General features: G+C 32.7%; 15 protein-coding genes, 1 tRNA gene and 1 other annotated feature. Of the genes, 2 read left to right on the forward strand and 14 right to left on the reverse strand.

Going from position 1 to position 18,690, the window contains the following annotated elements; translation table 11 throughout:
* Positions 1-248 precede the first annotated feature (248 nt).
* The 6 genes from DFR54_RS06780 to DFR54_RS06805 all read right to left on the reverse strand — a co-directional run bounded on the left by DFR54_RS06780 (position 249) and on the right by DFR54_RS06805 (position 9,028).
* Complete coding sequence (locus tag DFR54_RS06780; RefSeq protein ID WP_114289585.1) at positions 249-2,891, reverse strand: valine--tRNA ligase; 2,643 nt, start codon at positions 2,889-2,891, stop codon at positions 249-251.
* 58 nt (positions 2,892-2,949) lie between these two features.
* Positions 2,950-3,152: a binding site (T-box leader), on the reverse strand.
* A 41-nt stretch (positions 3,153-3,193) separates the two neighbouring features.
* Positions 3,194-3,685 carry a thiol peroxidase gene (gene tpx, locus DFR54_RS06785; RefSeq protein ID WP_114289586.1) on the reverse strand — a complete coding sequence of 164 codons (492 nt, stop codon included), beginning with the start codon at positions 3,683-3,685 and terminating at the stop codon, positions 3,194-3,196.
* A 77-nt stretch (positions 3,686-3,762) separates the two neighbouring features.
* A complete protein-coding gene (locus DFR54_RS06790; protein ID WP_086341314.1) occupies positions 3,763-4,425 on the reverse strand; it encodes a redox-sensing transcriptional repressor Rex in 663 nt (220 codons plus the stop codon).
* 365 nt (positions 4,426-4,790) lie between these two features.
* Entirely contained in the window at positions 4,791-6,008 is a 1,218-nt protein-coding gene (gene thiI, locus DFR54_RS06795) for a tRNA uracil 4-sulfurtransferase ThiI (RefSeq protein WP_114289587.1), read from the reverse strand.
* Between the two features lie 12 nt (positions 6,009-6,020).
* A complete protein-coding gene (locus tag DFR54_RS06800) occupies positions 6,021-7,172 on the reverse strand; it encodes a cysteine desulfurase family protein (protein ID WP_114289588.1) in 1,152 nt (383 codons plus the stop codon).
* Positions 7,173-7,303: 131 nt separating this feature from the next.
* Positions 7,304-9,028, reverse strand: a complete 1,725-nt coding sequence (locus DFR54_RS06805) for a septation ring formation regulator EzrA (protein WP_114289589.1) — start codon at positions 9,026-9,028, stop codon at positions 7,304-7,306.
* A 329-nt stretch (positions 9,029-9,357) separates the two neighbouring features.
* Here DFR54_RS06805 and DFR54_RS06810 point away from each other — a divergent pair, with 329 nt between their 5' ends.
* Both DFR54_RS06810 and DFR54_RS06815 read left to right on the forward strand, forming a co-directional pair.
* Positions 9,358-10,704: an aspartate kinase gene (locus DFR54_RS06810; protein ID WP_114289590.1), complete on the forward strand. Its 1,347-nt coding sequence runs from the start codon at positions 9,358-9,360 to the stop codon at positions 10,702-10,704.
* 44 nt (positions 10,705-10,748) lie between these two features.
* A complete protein-coding gene (locus tag DFR54_RS06815; protein WP_114289644.1) occupies positions 10,749-11,441 on the forward strand; it encodes a putative ABC transporter permease in 693 nt (230 codons plus the stop codon).
* A 114-nt stretch (positions 11,442-11,555) separates the two neighbouring features.
* Here the strand turns inward: DFR54_RS06815 and DFR54_RS06820 are convergent, their stop codons facing one another.
* The 8 genes from DFR54_RS06820 to DFR54_RS06855 form a co-directional block, all read right to left on the reverse strand.
* Entirely contained in the window at positions 11,556-12,062 is a 507-nt protein-coding gene (locus tag DFR54_RS06820; RefSeq protein ID WP_114289591.1) for a pyrophosphohydrolase domain-containing protein, read from the reverse strand.
* A gap of 21 nt (positions 12,063-12,083) precedes the next feature.
* Positions 12,084-12,926 carry a Cof-type HAD-IIB family hydrolase gene (locus DFR54_RS06825; protein ID WP_114289592.1) on the reverse strand — a complete coding sequence of 281 codons (843 nt, stop codon included), beginning with the start codon at positions 12,924-12,926 and terminating at the stop codon, positions 12,084-12,086.
* Between the two features lie 12 nt (positions 12,927-12,938).
* Entirely contained in the window at positions 12,939-13,766 is an 828-nt protein-coding gene (locus DFR54_RS06830; protein WP_167800970.1) for a DUF72 domain-containing protein, read from the reverse strand.
* A gap of 152 nt (positions 13,767-13,918) precedes the next feature.
* A complete protein-coding gene (locus DFR54_RS06835; RefSeq protein WP_114289594.1) occupies positions 13,919-14,695 on the reverse strand; it encodes a helix-turn-helix domain-containing protein in 777 nt (258 codons plus the stop codon).
* Positions 14,696-14,942: 247 nt separating this feature from the next.
* Entirely contained in the window at positions 14,943-15,959 is a 1,017-nt protein-coding gene (locus tag DFR54_RS06840; protein WP_114289595.1) for an acyltransferase family protein, read from the reverse strand.
* Positions 15,960-16,201: 242 nt separating this feature from the next.
* A complete protein-coding gene (locus tag DFR54_RS06845) occupies positions 16,202-16,771 on the reverse strand; it encodes a DUF536 domain-containing protein (RefSeq protein ID WP_170126932.1) in 570 nt (189 codons plus the stop codon).
* Positions 16,772-16,867: 96 nt separating this feature from the next.
* A complete protein-coding gene (gene thrC, locus DFR54_RS06850; protein ID WP_114289597.1) occupies positions 16,868-18,319 on the reverse strand; it encodes a threonine synthase in 1,452 nt (483 codons plus the stop codon).
* A gap of 263 nt (positions 18,320-18,582) precedes the next feature.
* Positions 18,583-18,668 (reverse strand) — tRNA-Leu (locus tag DFR54_RS06855).
* Positions 18,669-18,690: the final 22 nt, after the last annotated feature.

Raw genomic sequence — 18,690 nt, forward strand, 5'->3', positions numbered from 1 at the left:
TGTTATTGCACCTTGATTGACGGGCAATAATAAGTAGCTTCTGCGGTAATTTCAGTTAACTCAATCAATCCAAAAGACGGATTGTTTGAGTTAATTTCCAATTACTTGAAGCTGAACACTTCTTATTGCACCTTTTTTTAACGGATAAATTTTAGCTGTTCTTTCGGCAATTTCAAAAATAATAAGCAATCTAAAAAACGCAGATTGTTTATTATTTTCTCCAATTGCTCAGAACATAGCGCTAAAATTTACACCTTTTTCAACTGATTAATTCTTTCTGTTACGGCTGTTTGTTTTTCTAAGTAATCTTTTTCTTTGGCTTTTTCGCCTTCTACTACGGCTTCTGGGGCACTTGAGACGAATCTTTCGTTAGATAATTTTTTCTGAACACGTTCTACTTCTTTGCTCCATTTATCTAATTCTTTTTCAAGACGAGCAATTTCTTCATCAATATTGATAAGATCTGCAAGTGGTAAGAAAATTTCAGCCCCTGTAATAACAGCACTCATTGATGTTTCTGGTGCATCTACTGAATCAGCTATTACTAATTCTTCTGGATTACAGAAGCGTTCAATGTATTTTGTATTTTCATTTAAGAACAAGTTTACTTTTTTATCATTTGTTTTAATCAATAATGTGATTGGTTTAGACATTGGCGTATTTACTTCTGAACGAATATTACGCACTGAACGGATTAATTCTTGCAAGACTTCCATTCCTCTTGCTGAAGCTTCATCTGTGTATTCTGGTACCACAACTGGATACTCAGCTGTTACTAATGAATCACCTGTATGAGGAATATTTTCCCAAATTTCTTCTGTTACAAAAGGCATAATTGGGTGTAGTAATTTCAAGATTTTATCTAGTGTGTAAGTTAAGATACTACGTGTCATATTTTTCTGAGCTTCATCTTCACCGTAAAGAATTTCTTTACTCATCTCAATGTACCAGTCACAGAAATCATCCCAGATAAAGTTGTATAACGCACGTCCCGCTTCACCAAACTCAAAACGATCGAAGAAAACTGTTACTTTTTCAATCGTTTCATTTAAGCGAGTTAAAATCCACTTATCAGCAACTGTTTTATGTCCTTCTAAGTTAATATCTTCGTAGTTAAATCCTTCTAAGTTCATGATAACAAAACGAGAAGCATTCCAAATTTTGTTAATGAAGTTCCAAGAAGCGTCCATTTTTTCATAGCTAAAACGCATATCTTGTCCTGGTGTTGAACCATTTGATAAGAACCAACGTAGAGCATCTGCTCCGTATTTTTCAATAACATCCATTGGGTCAATTCCGTTACCTAAAGATTTACTCATCTTACGTCCGTCCTCGGCACGAATTAAACCATGCATTAAAACATTTTCAAATGGACGTTGACCTGTAAATTCTAAACTTTGGAAAATCATACGACTTACCCAGAAGAAAATAATGTCATAACCAGTTACTAATGTACTTGTTGGGAAATAACGTTTAAAGTCTTCGTTTTCTTCATCTGGCCAACCCATAGTTGAAAATGGCCATAAAGCACTTGAGAACCATGTATCTAATACATCCTCATCTTGTGTCCAGTTTTCAATGTCTTCTGGTGCATTTTCACCAACATATATTTCACCTGTTTGATTGTGGTACCAAGCAGGAATTTGATGTCCCCACCATAATTGACGTGAGATAACCCAGTCATGAACATTTTCCATCCAAGTTAAGAATGTTTGATCAAACCTTGGTGGGAAGAAGTTTACTTTGTCCTCTGTTTGTTGATTTTTAATTGCCATTTCAGCTAATGGTTTCATTTTTACAAACCACTGTGTTGAAAGTCTAGGTTCTACAACAACACCAGTTCTTTCAGAGTGACCAACGCTATGAACATGTTTTTCAATCTCTTTTAGTAAACCTAATTCTTCTAAATCTTTAATAACTGCTTTACGTGCTTCAAAACGATCCATTCCAGCATATTTACCAGCTAATTCGTTCATAGTTGCGCTTGCATCCATTACGTTAACACGTGGCAAGTTATGACGGTTACCTACCTCAAAGTCGTTAGGATCATGGGCAGGTGTTATTTTAACCACACCAGTTCCAAAGTCCATCTCAACGTACTCATCAGCAATAATTGGAATTTCCTTATTAACTAAAGGTAAAATAACTTTTTTACCAATTAAATCTTTATATCTTTCGTCTTCTGGGTGAACAGCAACTGCTGTATCTCCAAGCATCGTTTCAGGACGAGTTGTCGCAATTTCTAATTTGCCACTACCATCTGCTAATGGATAGTACATGTGGTAGAATGCGCCCTCGATATCTTTATGAATTACTTCAATATCAGATAAAGCTGTTTTTGCTTGAGGGTCCCAGTTAATAATATATTCTCCACGGTAAATTAAATCTTTTTCATATAATTTAACAAATACTTTTTTAACTGCATCTGAAAGACCTTGATCTAATGTGAATCTTTCACGAGAGTAATCAACAGAAAGACCAATTTTTCCCCATTGTTCACGAATATGTCCTGCATATTCTTCTTTCCATTCGATGGTTGTTTCTAAGAATTTTTCACGACCTAAGTCATAACGAGTAATTCCTTCACTACGTAATTTTTCTTCCACTTTTGCTTGCGTGGCAATACCGGCATGGTCCATTCCTGGTACCCATAACGTATCAAAACCTTGCATTCTCTTTTGACGAATAATCATGTCCTGTAAAGTTGTATCCCAAGCATGACCTAAGTGAAGTTTTCCTGTTACGTTTGGTGGTGGAATAACGATTGAATAAGGTTTTGCCTCTTTGTTTCCATTTGGTTTAAATACATCTGTATCTAACCATTTCTGATAACGCCCTTCCTCAACTTGCTTCGGATCAAATTTGGGTGCTAAATTTTTTTCTTCTGTCATAGTATCTTTCCTTCCTACTTGTTGTTTTCGCAATAAAAAAAGTCCTAAAGTATTTCTACTTTAGGACGAATATCTCGCGGTACCACCTAGATTACAGCACAATAGTACTGTCACTTAAAAGCACTTTAACGAGTGCAACTCGGAAAAAACTTTTCTGCTCCTAAGCTACCTTCATACTGTTTTAAGGAAAATCTTTCAGCCAATGGATTTTCTCTCTTTTTGCTTCTTACCAGTATTACTCCTCTTAATCTAAGCATCATTTATTGCTTTCATTCTACAATGAAAGAGTCAACGAGTCAAACTTAAATCAAAGCTTTTGCAGCTTCTAAGGCTTTAGCGTAGTCTGGTTCTTGAGAAACTTCTGGTACGATTTCTTCATAAACAATCGTGCCTTTGCTATCCACAACAAAGATAGCTCTTGCTAAACGGTCAATAGCTGGAATTAATAAACCATAATTTTTAGCAAATTCTAAATCAGCATCACGTAGCATAGTCATCTCTACACCTTCAGCTGCACACCAGTTACTTTGCTCTTCTTTTGTATTGTTAGAAATCGTTACAAAATTAATACCTGTTTCTGTAGCAGCTTCTTGATTAAAACGTTTCGTTTGTAAAGCACAAACACTTGTATCAATATCTGGAACCACACTAATAATTAATGGGTTGTTAATACTAGCTGATAACTCAACTAATGTGTCATTCAAATCTAATAAAGAAAAGTTTGGTGCTTTGTCACCTTTAATTGGCTGAACCCCTTCTAATTCTACTGGATTACCTTTTAACGTTACTTGCATAAAAAAACACTCCTTTATCTTTTTTCTTTCTTTAGTATAGATAAAGAAAGCTTAAAAGACAAAGGAGTTGCTTGAGATTACAAAGTTTTTAAATCCGGGTTGTTATAATTTTCATCATAATAGATTAAAGTTTGTAATTCTGTTGTTAAATCGATGTACTGAACTTGAACGTTGTGGGGAACTTTCAGGCGTTTTGGGGCAAAGTTTAGAATCGCAGTTACTCCTGCTTCTACAGCCTCATCGATTACTTGTTGAACTTTGTTACTTGGTACCGTCGTAATAACTGTTGTAATACCTTCTTTTTTTATTACTTCTTTAATCTCAGAGATATCGTTAACTTTGATATCATTAACTTTAGTGCCAATAACTTCGGGATTAGAATCAAATGCCGCAACAATATTTAGATTTGCATTTCTTCTAAAGTTATTATTCACTAAGGCTTTTCCTAGATTTCCGACACCGATTAATGCAATTCGCTTTTCAATTTCAGTATTTAAAATATTACTGAATACTTCGATTAAATAGGGAACATCGTATCCGTATCCACTACGGCCTAACTCACCAAAATGTGAAAAATCACGACGGATTGTCGCAGAAGGAATTTGAATCATTTGACTAAATTCATTAGATTTAATTCGTTTTACTCCACTTTGGTCAAGAGTTTTTAGGTAGCGAAAATACAATGGAATACGTTTAGCTGTTGCTTTAGGGATTTCTTGATTTTTTTTTAGATTTTCCATGTAAACACCTCTTCAAAATTGTGACAACTTTCACATTCAGTGTATCACGTAAAAAAAATCTTTTCAATGAATTTGTGAAAATATTATAAAAAAGAATTGTGTTCTTTGTTAATTCTCATAAAACTAAGCCTAATAAAAGTGTATTTCCTCTCAAGGTTACTAAAATTTAAAAACAATCTCGTGTTTTTTTCAAAAAATAAAAAAGCTGTGACAGAAGTTAATACTCCTGGCACAACCTTTTTTATAGACGGTATCTTAAAAGCAGCTTCTTCGGATATAAGCTATAATTCATAAAAAATGACAAATCATTTTTTATGCTTCCATTCTTATTTATTGAAGCTGAGCGCTTTTGGTACAACCTTTTTCTAAAATAAATCGTCCATTTCTTTTGTTGATGCATTTAAAAAGTCATCGCTTGATTTAATTTCTTCAACAACTAAACCAGCCATTGCTCTTTCAATCATTCCCTCAACATCTAATCTAGATTCATATTGCAGTACTTTTTCTAATTTTGGACGTGTTTTTGGCTCTGGTGGCGCAAAAATTGTACAACAGTCTTCAAAAGGTTGGATAGCTAACTCAAATGTATCAATGGTTTCAGCAATTTCAATAATTTCATTTTTATCCATTGTTACAACTGGTCTAATAATTGGTGTTGTTGTTACTTCATTGATCGCAACCATACTATGCATGGTTTGAGAAGCTACTTGTCCTAAAGATTCTCCGTTAATAATTGCTAAAGCATAACGTTTTTCTCTAATTAAATCTGTTAATCTAAGCATAAAACGTCTTGTAATAGTCATCCAGTAACCTGAAGGAACTGATGCTTTAATTTCTTCTTGAATCTCAGTAAACGGTACTGTGATAAATTTAATACTACCTACATAAGGTGTTAATTTAACTGTTAAGTCTTTTGCTTTGTGTAACGCTTTTTCACTTGTATAAGGTGGGCTAAAGAAATGAACAGCCTCAATTTCAAGTCCACGTTTCATCGCTAGATAGCCTGCTACTGGTGAATCAATACCACCTGATAACATTAACATTCCCTTACCACTTGAACCAACAGGAAGCCCTCCTGGTCCTTGTAATGTAAGACAAGAAAGATATGCTGCTTCACGTCTCACTTCTACGTCTACACGAATATCAGGTTTAATCATTTTAACTTCAATTCCTGGAATGCCGTGATAAATGGCAGCTCCGACTTCTCTGTTCATGTCATTACTGTCCCAAACAAATTGTTTATCTGAACGACGACTTTGAACTTTAAAGGTTTGCCCCTTTTCCCAAATCTCTTTAACCATCTCTACAGCTGTTTCGCAGATAACATCTGTATCTTTTTCAATTTTAATAACTGGTGAAAAACTTTGAATACCAAAAATAGATGATAAATGAGACATCACTTTCTCACTATCTGCTCCATTCAATTCTAAGTGCATTCTATCACGGTCTGAATGAATTTTTACTTCTTCAAACTCATGTAAACTTTTTTTAACGTTATGAGCCAATTGACTAATAAAAATTCGTCTGTTTCTTCCTTTTGTTGATAATTCACCGTAGCGAACCATTATTTCTGTATAATTCATGGTTTCTCCTTCTTATCCGTTGATTTTCTCGAATTTATCATAAAGTTGTTTAAAGATAATCAAAAATTGCTCAGCTTCAGCTAAGGTATTTTTTTCATCTAAACTCACTCTAATAGCTGTTTCAGCTAATTTACTTGAAACACCCATTGAATGAAGAGTACTACTTGTCATTTTTTTCTTACTTGAGCAGGCACTTGTTGTTGAAACAAAGATTTCCTTATCCTCTAAAGCATGAACTAAAACTTCTCCTCTGATGTCTTTAATACCAAAACATAAAATGTGAGGCGCTTTAATCTCTTCATCTGTTGGAGAGAAAATGGTTACTTTTTCAAATTTGCTTAAGTTTTCCTCTAAGTAATTTCTGACTCTTCTAATGTAGTTTTCTTTTAACTCACGGTCTTCAAATAATAATCTAGTCGCACGAGCCATACTCACAATTCCTGGTGTATTTTCAGTTGTGCTACGCTTATTATTTTCTTGTCCACCACCTGTTAAAAGAGGCGCTAATTTATTGCCTTTTTTCCAGTAAAGCATCCCAACACCCCGCGGCCCGTGAAACTTGTGAGCTGAAAAACTAGCAAAATCCACACGATCTGTTAACCAATCTTCAGTTGGTATTTTCCCAACTGCTTGAACAGCATCTACATGATAATGAATAGATGGGTACTTTTCTAAAATAGAACTGATTGCTTTAATTGGCTCTACTACTCCAACTTCACTATTAATTACGACAGTTGAAACTAAAATGGTTTGATCTGTAATTAATTTTTCTAAAGCATCTACATCTATCACACCATTTTTTAAAACAGGTGCAAATGAGACATCAAAACCTAATTGTTCTAATTGTTTAGCAGATTCACTAATAGAAGGGTGTTCTACTGACGAGACAATAATATGATTACCAAAGGCTCTTTTTTCAATAGCTGTTCCCTTTAAAACCCAGTTATTACTTTCTGTTCCACCACTTGTAAAATAAAGCTCATCTTTTGAAACACCTAGCACATCACTAATTTGTCCACGTGCTTTATCAAGTAAAGTAGCCCCCTGTTCACCTAGTCGATGTAAACTTGAAGGGTTACCAATAAATCTTTCACTAGTACGTTTGTATGTTTCTAAGACGCTTTTATCCATTGCCGTTGTTGCACTGTTATCAAAATATATCATTACACGTCACTCTTTTCTAAAAATTCATGTTAATTATAACGTCAAAGGGCGCAACCTTCAACTTAAGAGTTTAACAAATAAAAAAGAGTGACACACGAATGGGGTCACTCTCTTTTAAGATTTAGATAAATCTAAATCATATTATCTTTATTAGCAAAATAATAGTTTCTAATGCGCTCAGTTACTCCCGGTTCAATGCGTTCAATACCAGCGCTGATGGTATCTAGTGCATCTTCGTATAAATACTCTCTTGAGAATAAGCTTAAGCTTCGATCAATCGCGTTTTTAATTTCTGGATGAGAGAAGCGATAACGGTTAGCATGTTGAATCATTTGCTCTGTAAGAGCTGCACTATCAATCAAGTTGTTAGTTTTCTCTTTAAGTGTTGAGATATCCTCTTCACATAGACTAACTAAACGATCGATATGATTCATATCTATTCTAATCTTATTAAGCTCACGGCTTAATTCTTCAACTCTTTCACCAGCTACATAGAAGAACTCTAAGTAACTGCTTGGGATTCCAGGTAAACGTTGCTTCTCTACATGACGTTTCAATGTACGCAACTCTAATTCATAATCATCGATCTTCTTAATAGCATCTCGCTCTCTAGGCGCGAAGTCCTTGATAGCTTGACCTGTTTCAATTTGGTCTTCTTCGATATCTTTTAATTGATCTAGACTCTCGCGATAAAAGGCAGCAACTTGTGAAAAGATTGCGTCTTTGTTTTTAAGTTTTTCTTCAATGGCATCAAACTCTTTACGCATCTCTTGCATTTGTGCTTGGAAGCCTCGAACTTTACCTAATTCATTGTTATTTAAAACATAACTTTGAGAAACATGATCTAATTCAATCAGTAGTAAGTGATTGTTTTTGTCAGCATGTTCTAAGAAATTAACAACAGTTGTTTTGTTGTCATTTACATAATGGCGAGCATTAATTTCTTTTTCCATGATATCGTAAAGTTGATCGATTTCTTTTGCGATTTCACCATTTAGCTTGTCCACATTTTCAACTTCTAATTTTTCTAAGTTCATTAGAGTTGAGCGAACTTTACCTTCAAGTTTTTCAACATTAGTTTGTACCACATCATTTTCAAAGACATAATGATCTTTGATTAATGAGGCATAACCTTCTTTGATTTCCTTAAGCTGTTTCGGAAATACTTTGTCTAAAACTTCAAACAATGGTGGTATTTGATCAATAACTTTTTGAATCTCGTATGTTCTTTTTTCTGCTTTTTCTAATACTGAGCGAGCTTCCATTGGGTCACCTGCTGTATTAAGCGCAACAAATTGTGTAAAATCACGTTCAACATTTTGAATTTGTTTTTCTAATTCTTTATAAGAAACGCCATACTTATCTGGATCAGAAGTAACAGACTCGCTAATTGCTTCGTAAGCATCTAAAGCTTGTTGTACAGCTTCAGAGTTTCTTACTTCGCTTTCTTTTAAATCATTTAAACCTTGGCGAATTTCTTCAACCTCAGCTTCCATGTTTTTAAGCGTGCCTTCTGCTTCTTCAATCGCTTCTTTAACTTTGATAAAACGGAATGTTTCATTTAAATTTTCAATTTCAAAAATGAGGCTTTCTAATTCTGCAAAAGATATGGTAGAAATGTCGATCCATTTTTGGTTCCATTCTCTAAAGGTGTTCTGACTTTGACCTACTAAATGCATTTTTTTGACGTCATCAACTTCTTCTAAAACTGGTAAATCGAACAATGCGATTTTGCTCTTTTCAAGCTCCTCCAGTCGGTCTTGATTTTTTCGTCTCATAAAAAAGGCTACTAAATATAAAGCAGCAGCTAAGATTATTACAAACAGTAATAGCCATAACCAAATTTTAGTATTCATGAAATTTCCTCCATATTAAGTGTTAGTCACCACTACCCCTTCAAATCACCAGAAAAAAACAGCTTTCAGATCTTTCCTTATGTGGACGTCTTAGAGCCTGTCTTACTTTGCAATCAATCGTATATTAGAAAATTTACATCTAAGAAAGATTATAACACATTCACTTACTTGTATCACTAATAAAATTTTAAAATACTTCATTTTTTACACTAAAAGAGAAATTTAAGAAAATTTCCAAAAAATATTTTTATTAATCAATTTTTAATATTGCATTTTTTTTATGACTTATGTAATGTATAACTTAATATCTTTTATTAGGGGGTTTTTAAATGAAGGTAACAAAATTCGGGGGAAGTTCTTTGGCAGATGCTAAACAACTAAAAAAGGTACTTTCTATTATTCAAGCTGATCCAGAACGACGGTTCATTATCGTGTCAGCACCAGGGAAAAGAAATAAAGAGGACATTAAAGTTACAGATCTTTTAATTGAATATGCAGAAAAATTTTTAGCTAGTCAGGATACATCAATGATTGAGGCAACTATTATTGAAAGATATACAGAAATTAGTGAGGCATTAAATCTTTCAACTGCCTTACCAGAAATAAGAGCTTATATCTCTAACTTAAAACACACGAAACACACAACTAAGCCACGGGTTATGGATTTATTTAAATCCAGTGGTGAAAATTGTCATGCCATGCTGATTGCAGAATTTTTATCTAGTCAAGGCTCACCTGCTGTTTACATCCATCCAAAAGAAGCAGGGATTTTAGTCGAAGATATGCCAGGAGATGCTTTAATTAAAAAGGAAGCTTATGATACAATTAGACAATTAAGACATTTAGATAAAATTGCTGTTATTCCAGGATTTTTCGGTATCACAGATGAAGGTGAAATTTGTACCTTTTCTCGCGGTGGCTCAGATGTAACAGGTTCTATTATTGCTGCAGGTGTAAAGGCGAGTCTCTACGAAAACTTTACTGACGTTGATGCTATCTATGCTGCCAATCCAAATCTAATTCCTAATTGTCAGGCAATTACAGAACTCACTTTTAGAGAAATGCGTGAATTAAGTTATTCTGGCTTTAGTGTGTTACACGATGAAGCTTTAATTCCAGCTTTTCATGCAAATATTCCTGTAGTGATTAAAAATACGAATAATCCAGAAGCACCAGGAACTAAAATTTCATCTACTCGTTCTCATAGTAATCAAACAGTTATTGGTATTGCCGGTGACTCAGGCTTTACAAGTATTTATTTAAGTAAATATTTAATGAATAGAGAGCTTGGTTTTGGTTTTAAAATTTTGAAAGTCTTAAAACAATTTAACTTACAATATGATCATATGCCCTCTGGGATTGATGATATTACTATTATTTTACGTAAGGAGCAGTTGACAGAAGAGCTTGAAGCTGAGCTAATCGTCAAACTTCAAGAAGAACTAGCACTTGATGAAATAAAAGTGAAACACGATATTTCCATGATAGCTATTGTTGGCGAGGGTATGAGAAACAGTATCGGGGTTGCCTCAAGAGCAACTGCTGCCCTTGCTACTCATAAGATTAACTTAGAAATGATTAACCAGGGAGCATCTGAGGTAAGTATTTTATTTGCCATTGACGAAAATCAAGAAGATGAGGCTGTAAAAGCACTCTACCAAGCCTTTTTTAACTAAATGGTAAAAGATGAAGGAGAGGTTTACTTTTGGAAAAATTATTTATGACCTTTATTAGCTATAGTCTGATTGGTTGGTTGTGGGAATCTTTTTATTGCTCCTTTAAAGCTAAACATTTTGTTTATCGAGGCTTCTTATTAGGTCCCTATTGTCCAGTTTATGGTTTTGGAGTTGCTGCAGTTCTATTCTTACTGCCTCAACAAATCAACTCTCTACTCCCACTTTATCTGTATTGTATTGTTATTGTGACTTTAATTGAGTACATAACTAGCTGGCTATTAGAGAAACTATTTAATATGACACTTTGGAATTACAAGGATATTCCTTTAAATATTCATGGCCGAGTAGCACTGCCAGTTTCTATTTTTTGGGGCGTTGGATGTCTAGTTCTAATTAAATTTATTAACCCAATTATTCAAGATGGGATTATAAATTTTTCTGATGCAACCAAACAGATTGGCCCGTTAATTTTGTTTATCATTTTTATGCTCGACTGTATCTCTACTTTATACTTTACTTTAACAACTAAAAAAGATGTGGAGAAACTAATTGACCAAAGTGATACTGAAAATGCTGCTATTAAAGAATTTAGATTAAAACATTTATTTGCCAATCAAACCTCATCGAAAAGTAGAAATAAGGTTTTGGCTTTCATCAAAAATAAACCATATAAATTAAAACATCGAAACTTAAATCGAATCGTTAAAAACTATCCAAATATTCATTTTAAAAAATAAGAAAAAACCACAAAAATTGCTTAAAATTTTTGTGGTCTTTGTTTTTTCTGCGAAAGCTATCTCTTATTAATAAAAAAAGAGTATGACAAAAATATATCACACTCTTAGTTGTTGCTAATTATTCTGCTGTTGTTTTTCTATTTCTTTTTTTATTTTTCTCTCTGGTGCAAAGTCTTCTTCCCAATTTTCTGGTTTTAAGACTTTTCCTGTTACGTCATGATATCTTGGTTTACCATCTGGGAATAATTTCCCCATATTAGCTTGATGAACTAAATTAAAGACTTCAGTTGGATCAACATTCATCATTACAAATGAACCATAAGTAAAATAGAGTAAATCAATCAAAGCATCTACTTCATCTACCAATGGCTCAACTTCTTTTTTCTTCTCAATTATTTTTTCAGCTTCAACATCTAATGACTCTTTTAAATAAGAGACACTTTCTCTAAAGTTTTTTTCATCGCCATTATTAGCAGCATATAAAAATTCAATAATTTCTTCTAACTTAAAACCACTTCGATACTCAGCAATTTTTTTATCTAAAGCCTTTACCTCACTATGAGTATTGGGGTCAAAATGCTCATGAAACTCTCTTACTTGTTCAAATGGATTTTTACTCATCTGTTCTATGTACCTCACTTTTTATCTAATAATTTTATGATGAACTAAAGCATGATAAATACCATCATCATCATTTGATTTTGTTACAAAATCAGCTAACTCTTTAATATCATCATTACCATTGCCCATAGCAACACCAAGTCCAATTTCACTTAGCATCTCTGTATCATTCCAACTATCTCCAAAAGCAATAGCCTCATGAGAATCAATTCCATAGTGTTCCAACACTTTTTCAATACCGACCATTTTAGAGCCACCTTTTGGAATAATATCCACTGAATAAGGATTAGATCTAGTAAACTGGCATTCAGGGAATAATTCTTCTAAACGATTTTGCTCACTTTCAGGGCTTAATAGCACACACTGATAAATTGGTTCATCAAATATTGGGAGTGAGATAAATTTATTTTCTTTTTTAGGTAAAATTTGCCATTTTTTTAATAATTTTTCCAAGTCTCTAGCTGAGAACTTCGATGGTAATAAATGATAAATTTGTTTAATTAATTTGCGTTGACCAAATTGCATAGACTGGCTACCGAAAAATTCTTTACGGCCACCAAAAATCATTTGTTTATTTTCTTCATCACCAAACTTAGCTAATCTTTCTAAAGTTTCTTTTTCAAAATAATGCTCGTAAATTCCCGCATCATGAGAAAAGACAATTTGTCCATTGTATAAAACATAAGCATCCATTGGTAGTTTACCAATTAAACTATTAATACTTTTAGGACCTCTTCCTGAAGCAATACAACAAATCACATCTTGTTGGTGTAATTTTTCAATTCCTCGTTTTGTTGACTCTAATATTTCTCCGTTACTGTTTAATAATGTTCCATCAATGTCAAAAAAGGCTGCTTTTATCATACTTTTTCTCCTCTAAAATAACGAGGTCTGCTCTGGATTTAATCCGTCAAACTCTACGTCGAGTATTTTTTTTAGTAACATACCATTAGGTGCTGCATCATCATCTGAGTTGTTGTTAAAAATAACCACTATCTCTTTTGCTTTTATTTTACGTAATTCATTAGCAAGTTCTTCAAGTTCTGCTTGAGAATAACAGTATAAATTTCTTTTTTTACGCCAATCACCACTGTCATCTAGCCAATTCCCTTTATTTCTACCATGAAGTCTGACATAAACAAAGTCATCATTTGTCACAGTTGTACAAAATGGTACTGAGTGGCGAGGGACTTGTGGTTCATCTACCATAACTAAAGAAAAGTTGTGGTTTTTCATAAATTGAATCATAGAGTTTTTCATCTTATCTTCATACCAAGTCGAATTTCTAAACTCAATACTAATAGGCTCAGTTTTGTAGTACTCTCTAATTGTTCTCAAGTAATCCACATTCTCTTTTGTGCATTTAAATGATGAAGGAAATTGGAAAAGGATACTTCCTAATTTACCACTTGTTTTAATTGGCTCCAAAAATTCCTGATAGGCATCAAACATCTCTTTTTCACTTTGATAATACTGGTCAAAAGAGCTGTGTTTGGTCATTCCTTTATAAGCTTTTAAAATAAATTTAAAGGTCTTAGGCGTTTTATCTACCCAACTTTGACTTGTTTCTTTTGTTCTAATCCCGTAAAAAGAAGTCGCTAATTCTACAACGGGAAAATAAGAAGCATATTCCTCAAATATTAATTTTTCTTTATTTAACAGACTACCATGCTCTGAAAAAGTGGTCATTCCTATTTTTATCATATTCATCTCTCGCTTACTGGTCTTTTATGTCACTTTACATAAATTTTAATGTGATTTCAAACCATGTGCTTTTGTATAAATTCTATTGTATCATTTTAACTAAAAAAAAGAGAAGAGACTATGATATAAGTAAAAACTTATACCACAGCCTCCTATTTTTTATTATTTATTTCTTGCCATTGAGCTTTTGTTAACTTATAAGACTTCTCAATTTCCTTTTGATAGGTTGACACTAGTTTTTTGGATTCTTCTCTAACTAGTTCTAGTCTTTCTGGTTCATTATTTTCCAGGTACTCAAGCCCAACTACTTCTTTAAAAGCTAAGTCCTCCGTTAATGCTATTTCATAAAAAAGGTCAGGTTCTGTTACCTTTTCTTTCTTTAAGACATCATCGCTAAATGAAACCGTAATGTATTCTCCATTTCTACCATTTATCATAGTTGTAACACCATTTTTAAGATAACCACCTTGAACCCAAGTCATCTCTCCTAATAACGGTATTGGAATTTTTACTTTTCTTGCATTAAACATGGTATCTTCTGTTTTTAAGACATAAGCAGTGCTATCTCCTATTTGGTCCCACTTATCTATCCGTTTGTTTCTACCCTCTACAATGACAATCCAATAGACTGAATATAATAAAACTAGAATACTAAGAAATAGCATAATGTTTTTAGTGATTTTCCAATAGCTTAGACTCTTCTTATCCTTCTTTATATTTTCCATAATAACAGGATCTCCTTTAACAAGCTCATCTAGAGAAACCTCATAAAGTTCACTCAAATAAATTAATTTTTCAATGTCAGGAAACGTCCTCCCTGTCTCCCAGCTTGAAATAGTTGCTCTTGAAACATGTAATTTATTAGCTACATCTTCTTGAGTTAACTCATTTTGAGCTCTGAATTTTTTTAACTGTTCTCCAATTTTCATTTTGTCCTCCTACTATTACTTTAAGTATTTATAGCTCTACAATAAAGCAACAAAACGTTGATATCATAGGATGTTACATTTTGTTGCACTCTTTTTACCACTCATATTTAAAGTATAACTTAGTTACCTAGTAAGAAGTGAGTTAAAATATACTAGGATAAAAAATTCAGTTATTATAGTTAGTAATGGCTAATCAAACAAAAAAATACATCCTAGTTAAATATAACTAAAGATGTATTTTTGTAAGTTAAGAAAATATTTTCAATACCAACATTCCTATCAAAATATAGGATAAATTCTTTTCAAAACGACTATAGATACTTCTGATTTTTTTACTTGATAAAAAAATTGTTAGTATGACACTAAAGATAATCAAAGTAATAAAACCGAGTAATGATAAATTCAAATCTACAATATTAAGTGTCCTAATGCCTTTAATAAATATCCCTTGTAAAAGATAGACAAGTAATGTGTTTTTCCCCCATTTAGTAAAAAACAATGCTTCTTGAGGTACTAGACGCAGAAATCCAATAATTCCAATTAAGCCAATGACAAAAAACAGTGCTCGTAAAGGACCACCAAATAATGGATAACTCAGATAATCCTCATATGGTTTGGAGCCAAAAACCATGTATTTATTCATTCCATGAAATAAAGAAATAAATAGATAAATTATTGGTAAAAATAAAAAACTAATATGACGAATTTTAGAATTTAAGAACAAGGGAATACTGTCCTTTGGAAAATAAAAACCAATAATAAAAAATGGTAAAAAAACAAATGTCCGTTGTAACGTTAAAATCTGATTTAAAAATGGAATGTAACCTACAAAAATACTTAACACTACACTAACGAAAATAGCTTGGCTTTTAGAAATTTTTTCAAATAAAAATAAAGATAGTTGCCAAAAAAACATACTTAATAAAAACCATAATGCCCACTGTGGGTTTAATAATTGAATACTTGGTGTTTCCCTCAATCCTATCATCCAGTAATAAACAATATAGAAAACTTGAAAGAATACATATGGTAACAGAAATTTTTTAACTAAGACAGTAATTTTCTGACCCTGATTGGGAGATTTGGCAAAGTAACCAGATAAAAAGACAAATGCTGGCATGTGGAAAGTGAAGATGAAGTAATATAAATCATGATAAAATTTATGATCACCAATAAATGGTTGTAACAAATGACTAAAAACAACCAATATCATTAATAAAAATTTTGCATTATCAAAGTAAGGGTTTCTTTGTGATTGACTCATAAAAGTTCCTCCTCTAGTAATTACTTACTATGTTATATGGATTTACCGCTCTATTCAATAACAGAGGTATTTTATTTAGACAACACAAATTACAAAGTTTTTACAGAATAAATAACCACTTGTATCAGCTGTCATATAAGATTACATAACAACAGTCTAACAAGCTAATTTTTTCTTGATTTTAAAATAAAAAAATAATACTAGGAAAAATTTTCTGAATGAAATCTTTCCTAGTATCGTTATTATAACTTGTTACTTTTAGATTTAAATAATTTTTGCAACCAAGATTTATGAGCCATTTTTTCTAACTCTAGTTTCTCTTCTTGTAACAACTGATTTTCTTTTTCTTTTTGGTCCAATTGTTTTTTTATCTCTTCAAAAGCTTTATGCTGCTCTTCAAGAGAATCACGTAGTCTCGACACATCAATTACTGGGAAATCTTTTTCAAAAGATTCTGTTAGCTGTAATTGTAATTTTTCTACTTGACGATTACTTTGTAAGGTTAATTGTTGCTGCTGATCTAATAATCGGTAAAGTTGCGTAATTTGGCTATCCTTAACTTCTAATTGGTCTTTGAGTTGTTTGAGTTGGTCATGAGTTAGGTTAGGTGTTTCTTTCTTTTTGGCTACTTGATTTTGATGTAAAGCATTTTTTATAATCTCTTGAGCTTCCTCTTTCAAGTAATTAACACCTTTAATTTTGACAATTAACTGACTATCTAGCTTTGAACATTGATAGTTAATTTGATTTTTCGAGACATTTAATCCCTCAGCCAGTTCTCTAACTGTCAGCAAATTTTCTGATGTTTCCATAACCATTCCTCCAACTTTCAACTCACACTCTAAATTAGTTTAACACAAAGTTATTTATTCAACCATTTAGGAAATCAAAAAGTTATTCTAGTCTGATTACTTTACATCTAATAAATTTAAAACTGTCTGTTTCATATCATCTACTTCTACAATAATCTCTTCACGAGAAACTGCGTGTTCTAAGTCTTTAATTGGTTTAGGTATCTCTAAACCTGTTTTTTCATGTAACTGATTTATCGCGTCTTCTGAAGTTTCTTTACCTAATAAGCAGTCTGGAAATTTAAAAGAACTAGCTGTTGAGACAATCACAGCTTTAGTATTATCTCTAACATCATCTAACACTTTTTTAGCTACCGCCGTATGAGGATCAATGACATACTTATCATTTTCAAAAACTGACTGAACTGTCTGTTCAACTTCCTCTTCAGTAGCAAATCCTGAAATAAAATCTGAAAGTTTTCGATATTCGTCTTCTGATAAATGATAATTTCCTTCTGAACTAAGGGATGTAATTAACTCTTTAAGTCTTGTCGTATCTTTTTCAACAATGTAATAAAGTAGGCGCTCTAAGTTACTTGAAATAAGGATATCCATTGAAGGTGAGTTCGTCACATAAAAATCACGGTTTTTATTATAAGTTCCTGATTTGAAAAATTCTGTTAGGACATTATTTTTATTGGAAGCACAAATCAACTTGTTAATTGGTAAGCCCATTTGTTTAGCGTAAAAGCCAGCTAAAATATTACCAAAATTTCCTGTTGGTACAACAAAATTAATTTCTTCGCCTAAAGTAATTTCCTTTTTATTAACTAGTTGTTGATACGCATAAAAGTAATAAACTATTTGTGGAACTAGACGACCTATATTAATTGAATTGGCAGATGAAAATTGATAGTTTTCTTTAGCTAAGTCTTTAGCTAAATCTAAATCACCAAATAACTCTTTTACCTTACTTTGAGCATCATCAAAGTTACCATTAATTCCAACAACGAAAGTGTTGTCTCCTTTTTGTGTTAGCATTTGTTTTTCTTGAATTTGACTGACACCATTTTTAGGATAAAAAACAATAATTTTTGTTCCAGAAACATCAGCAAAACCTTCCATAGCAGCTTTTCCTGTATCGCCTGATGTAGCTGTTAAAATAACTACCTCATTCTTTATTCCTTGTTTTTTCAAAGATGTTGTCATTAAATAAGGCAAGATGGAAAGTGCCATATCTTTAAAAGCCAACGTTGGTCCATGGAACAGCTCCAAATAATAATCTGCCCCTACCTTTTTTAATGGAGCGATTAAATCAGTTGAAAATTTATCATCATAAGCTTTTTCAATACACTCTTTTAATTCTTTTTCGGTAAAGTCGTCTAGCCATAACCCCATAATGTCATAGGCTAATTCTTGATAACTTTGAGTTAAAAAATTCTCTTGATTTATATTGTACTGAGGAATGGTCGTTGGAACAAACAATCCTCCATCAGATGTAAGCCCCATTAAAATGGCTTTTGAAGCTGTGACTTTTTCTTCTTGTCCTCTTGTGCTTTGATACTTCATAAGCTACCTCCTTGTTAATATACTTGTGATAGATTATAGCATACTCTCATTATTTTTTAATGTATTTCTGAATAAAAAAAGAGATTGTACCATAAGTGTTTTAACTTATAGTGCAATCTTTTTTACATAACTTTCGTAGTCAGGGAATAAAAAGTCTGCTTCCACGGCAACTTCACCAAAAGAAAGCAATCAAAAAAACTGATTGTTTTCTTTTGCTTCCAGTTGCTCGAAGCAAAACGACTTTTAATCCACCCTATTTTTCATGCATCGAAAGGGATTCGAACCCTCACGCCCGTAATTGGGCACAAGATCCTTAGTCTTGCATGTCTGCCAGTTCCATCATCGATGCTTAAGCTTTTTCAAGCTGTAAC

Source organism: Vagococcus fluvialis (assembly GCF_003337315.1).
Taxonomy (GTDB): Bacteria; Bacillota; Bacilli; order Lactobacillales; family Vagococcaceae; genus Vagococcus; species Vagococcus fluvialis.

What these genes read in the sequence shown, in the direction of transcription:
- DFR54_RS06780 (WP_114289585.1), bottom strand. Translation starts at nt 2,891, where the DNA reads ATGACAGAAGAAAAAAATTTAGCACCCAAATTTGATCCGAAGCAAGTT.
- tpx (WP_114289586.1), bottom strand. Translation starts at nt 3,685, where the DNA reads ATGCAAGTAACGTTAAAAGGTAATCCAGTAGAATTAGAAGGGGTTCAG.
- DFR54_RS06790 (WP_086341314.1), bottom strand. Translation starts at nt 4,425, where the DNA reads ATGGAAAATCTAAAAAAAAATCAAGAAATCCCTAAAGCAACAGCTAAA.
- thiI (WP_114289587.1), bottom strand. Translation starts at nt 6,008, where the DNA reads ATGAATTATACAGAAATAATGGTTCGCTACGGTGAATTATCAACAAAA.
- DFR54_RS06800 (WP_114289588.1), bottom strand. Translation starts at nt 7,172, where the DNA reads ATGATATATTTTGATAACAGTGCAACAACGGCAATGGATAAAAGCGTC.
- DFR54_RS06805 (WP_114289589.1), bottom strand. Translation starts at nt 9,028, where the DNA reads ATGAATACTAAAATTTGGTTATGGCTATTACTGTTTGTAATAATCTTA.
- DFR54_RS06810 (WP_114289590.1), top strand. Translation starts at nt 9,358, where the DNA reads ATGAAGGTAACAAAATTCGGGGGAAGTTCTTTGGCAGATGCTAAACAA.
- DFR54_RS06815 (WP_114289644.1), top strand. Translation starts at nt 10,749, where the DNA reads ATGACCTTTATTAGCTATAGTCTGATTGGTTGGTTGTGGGAATCTTTT.
- DFR54_RS06820 (WP_114289591.1), bottom strand. Translation starts at nt 12,062, where the DNA reads ATGAGTAAAAATCCATTTGAACAAGTAAGAGAGTTTCATGAGCATTTT.
- DFR54_RS06825 (WP_114289592.1), bottom strand. Translation starts at nt 12,926, where the DNA reads ATGATAAAAGCAGCCTTTTTTGACATTGATGGAACATTATTAAACAGT.
- DFR54_RS06830 (WP_167800970.1), bottom strand. Translation starts at nt 13,766, where the DNA reads ATGATAAAAATAGGAATGACCACTTTTTCAGAGCATGGTAGTCTGTTA.
- DFR54_RS06835 (WP_114289594.1), bottom strand. Translation starts at nt 14,695, where the DNA reads ATGAAAATTGGAGAACAGTTAAAAAAATTCAGAGCTCAAAATGAGTTA.
- DFR54_RS06840 (WP_114289595.1), bottom strand. Translation starts at nt 15,959, where the DNA reads ATGAGTCAATCACAAAGAAACCCTTACTTTGATAATGCAAAATTTTTA.
- DFR54_RS06845 (WP_170126932.1), bottom strand. Translation starts at nt 16,771, where the DNA reads ATGGAAACATCAGAAAATTTGCTGACAGTTAGAGAACTGGCTGAGGGA.
- thrC (WP_114289597.1), bottom strand. Translation starts at nt 18,319, where the DNA reads ATGAAGTATCAAAGCACAAGAGGACAAGAAGAAAAAGTCACAGCTTCA.